This window comes from Winogradskyella damuponensis, assembly GCF_039538385.1.
Taxonomy (GTDB): Bacteria; Bacteroidota; Bacteroidia; order Flavobacteriales; family Flavobacteriaceae; genus Winogradskyella; species Winogradskyella damuponensis.
The window spans coordinates 1-1,685 of the sequence record NZ_BAABCB010000003.1 but is presented as its reverse complement, the minus strand read 5'-3'; the positions used below and the strand labels follow the sequence as shown (position 1 = coordinate 1,685).

The following is a 1,685-nucleotide window of genomic DNA, read 5'->3' as shown; positions in this document are numbered from 1 at the left end:
CCTGTACATCTGTTAGAGCATTGTACAACGGAACTTCATTAAAGATACCATACTCACAAATTGATTTAGCATCACTCTTATCGGTCTTTACTTTGGCTAGTTTCATTTGAATAAAACGTTTTACTGACAAGGGATTTACAACAGATACTAATACCCCTTTCTTATATAAAAACTGAGCTAATCTGTAATGATAATATCCCGTGGCTTCCATGACTACCAAAGCATCTTTTGATAAACTTTTTAGTAGTGTTTTAAAACCCTTTTCATCATTCTGTAATTGAAAATGTCCTGTATCTTGATTGTAAATATCAAACACAGATTTACTAATGTCAATACCGTAAATTTTTCTATCTTTAGTCATAACAACTTGAAATTTGGAAAGAACAACGCTACTCATATTTCAACAACTTAAAAACGAGATCTAGGTCTCACAGAACTGAACGAAGTTTAAGTAGTAAAAGAGAGAGGATTATCAATGTTGCCGAAGTCTAATGCTTCACCGTGTATAGTAACCTTAATGCTCTCTTTTGTTCTTTCTGATTATTAATTAAATTTAATGAATTACAAACTTAAGATGTGTATAATTCATTGCTAGTTATAGCCTACTTACGAAAGTCCTCGCGGACTTTCTATCTGTGATTTATTTGCTAACTTTAGTGCTTAAACACGCAACGAAATCATACACAAACACGTTGTGGTGCATACCTGAATGAAGAGCATTTTAATAATATTAGGAGTTTTAATTGGAATAATCGGAATGATTTTTCTTGCTCTATTTATTGCTTCGTATCGAAGAAGACCAAAATTTAATAATAAGGGATTTACGACTTTGGAAAAAAATCTTCTTACCGAACTTTATGAACTTTTTGATTCCGAGATTCAAACTAAATTAAAAGCTCAAATTGAATATTTTGAACCAAAAAAAAAATGGAGACAGTATTGGGAAAAAAGTATGTCAATGGAACTTTACGGAGACAACGAAAACCCACTTTCGGACAACTTACGATATAAAAGAAAAGATGAAAGTAAACTCGCAACAATCCGATTTAAAACCAATAACGAAAAATATCATATAGAATTTGACAATTATGACGGACGAATTTGGGGCTGGAAAATCAGACCAAACCCAAAGTCGATTATGAAAACATCAACAATAAGCGTTACAAGCAAGAAAATAAATAATGACCCAAATAGTTTTGCTCAAAGCACTTTCAAAAAAGAAAAACTTAAATCAATTCCTAAATTTAATGGACTTCTTGGAAAGCTAAATAATATACAATCTATAAATCAAGTTTTTGAACCAATTAGAGCTGAATTTTTAGAGAATTACATTAAGAGAATTGACTCAAAGTTACCAATAGAATATCTAGACATTATTAAACAATCCGAGGGAGTTGATTTCGGAGATTGTTGCATACTCGGAATATCCGAAATACACTCAACAGGACTTGACGATGGAAATTACTTACATTTAGCGGAATTTGATGATGGCATATTAGCTGTCAAAGAGGAAGAAAAAAACGGAACTGTTTACTATTGTCATCATTCTGGACTTTTAGATAATTTAGGAACTGACTTTGGGAGAATAATAACGGAAAGAATAAATGAATAAAAAGTACGACACCACAACAAAGTACTGTGGTAAAAAACAAGTAAAAATGTATTAATTTTTCACTAAAGTACTT

Annotated in this window: 2 protein-coding genes; one reads left to right on the top strand and one right to left on the bottom strand. The window is 31.3% G+C overall.

Features of this window, described 5'->3' with window-relative positions; all coding sequences use genetic code 11:
• On the bottom strand, positions 1-361 hold a 361-nt coding region (locus ABD730_RS02565), incomplete at its 3' end, for an IS110 family transposase (protein ID WP_344712334.1).
• Positions 362-709: 348 nt separating this feature from the next.
• Here ABD730_RS02565 and ABD730_RS02560 point away from each other — a divergent pair.
• Positions 710-1,612: a hypothetical protein gene (locus ABD730_RS02560; RefSeq protein WP_179333044.1), complete on the top strand. Its 903-nt coding sequence runs from the start codon at positions 710-712 to the stop codon at positions 1,610-1,612.
• Positions 1,613-1,685 lie beyond the last annotated feature (73 nt).

Excerpts from the sequence above, each read along its gene's own strand:
- ABD730_RS02560 (WP_179333044.1), top strand. The coding sequence starts at position 710 with ATGAAGAGCATTTTAATAATATTAGGAGTTTTAATTGGAATAATCGGA.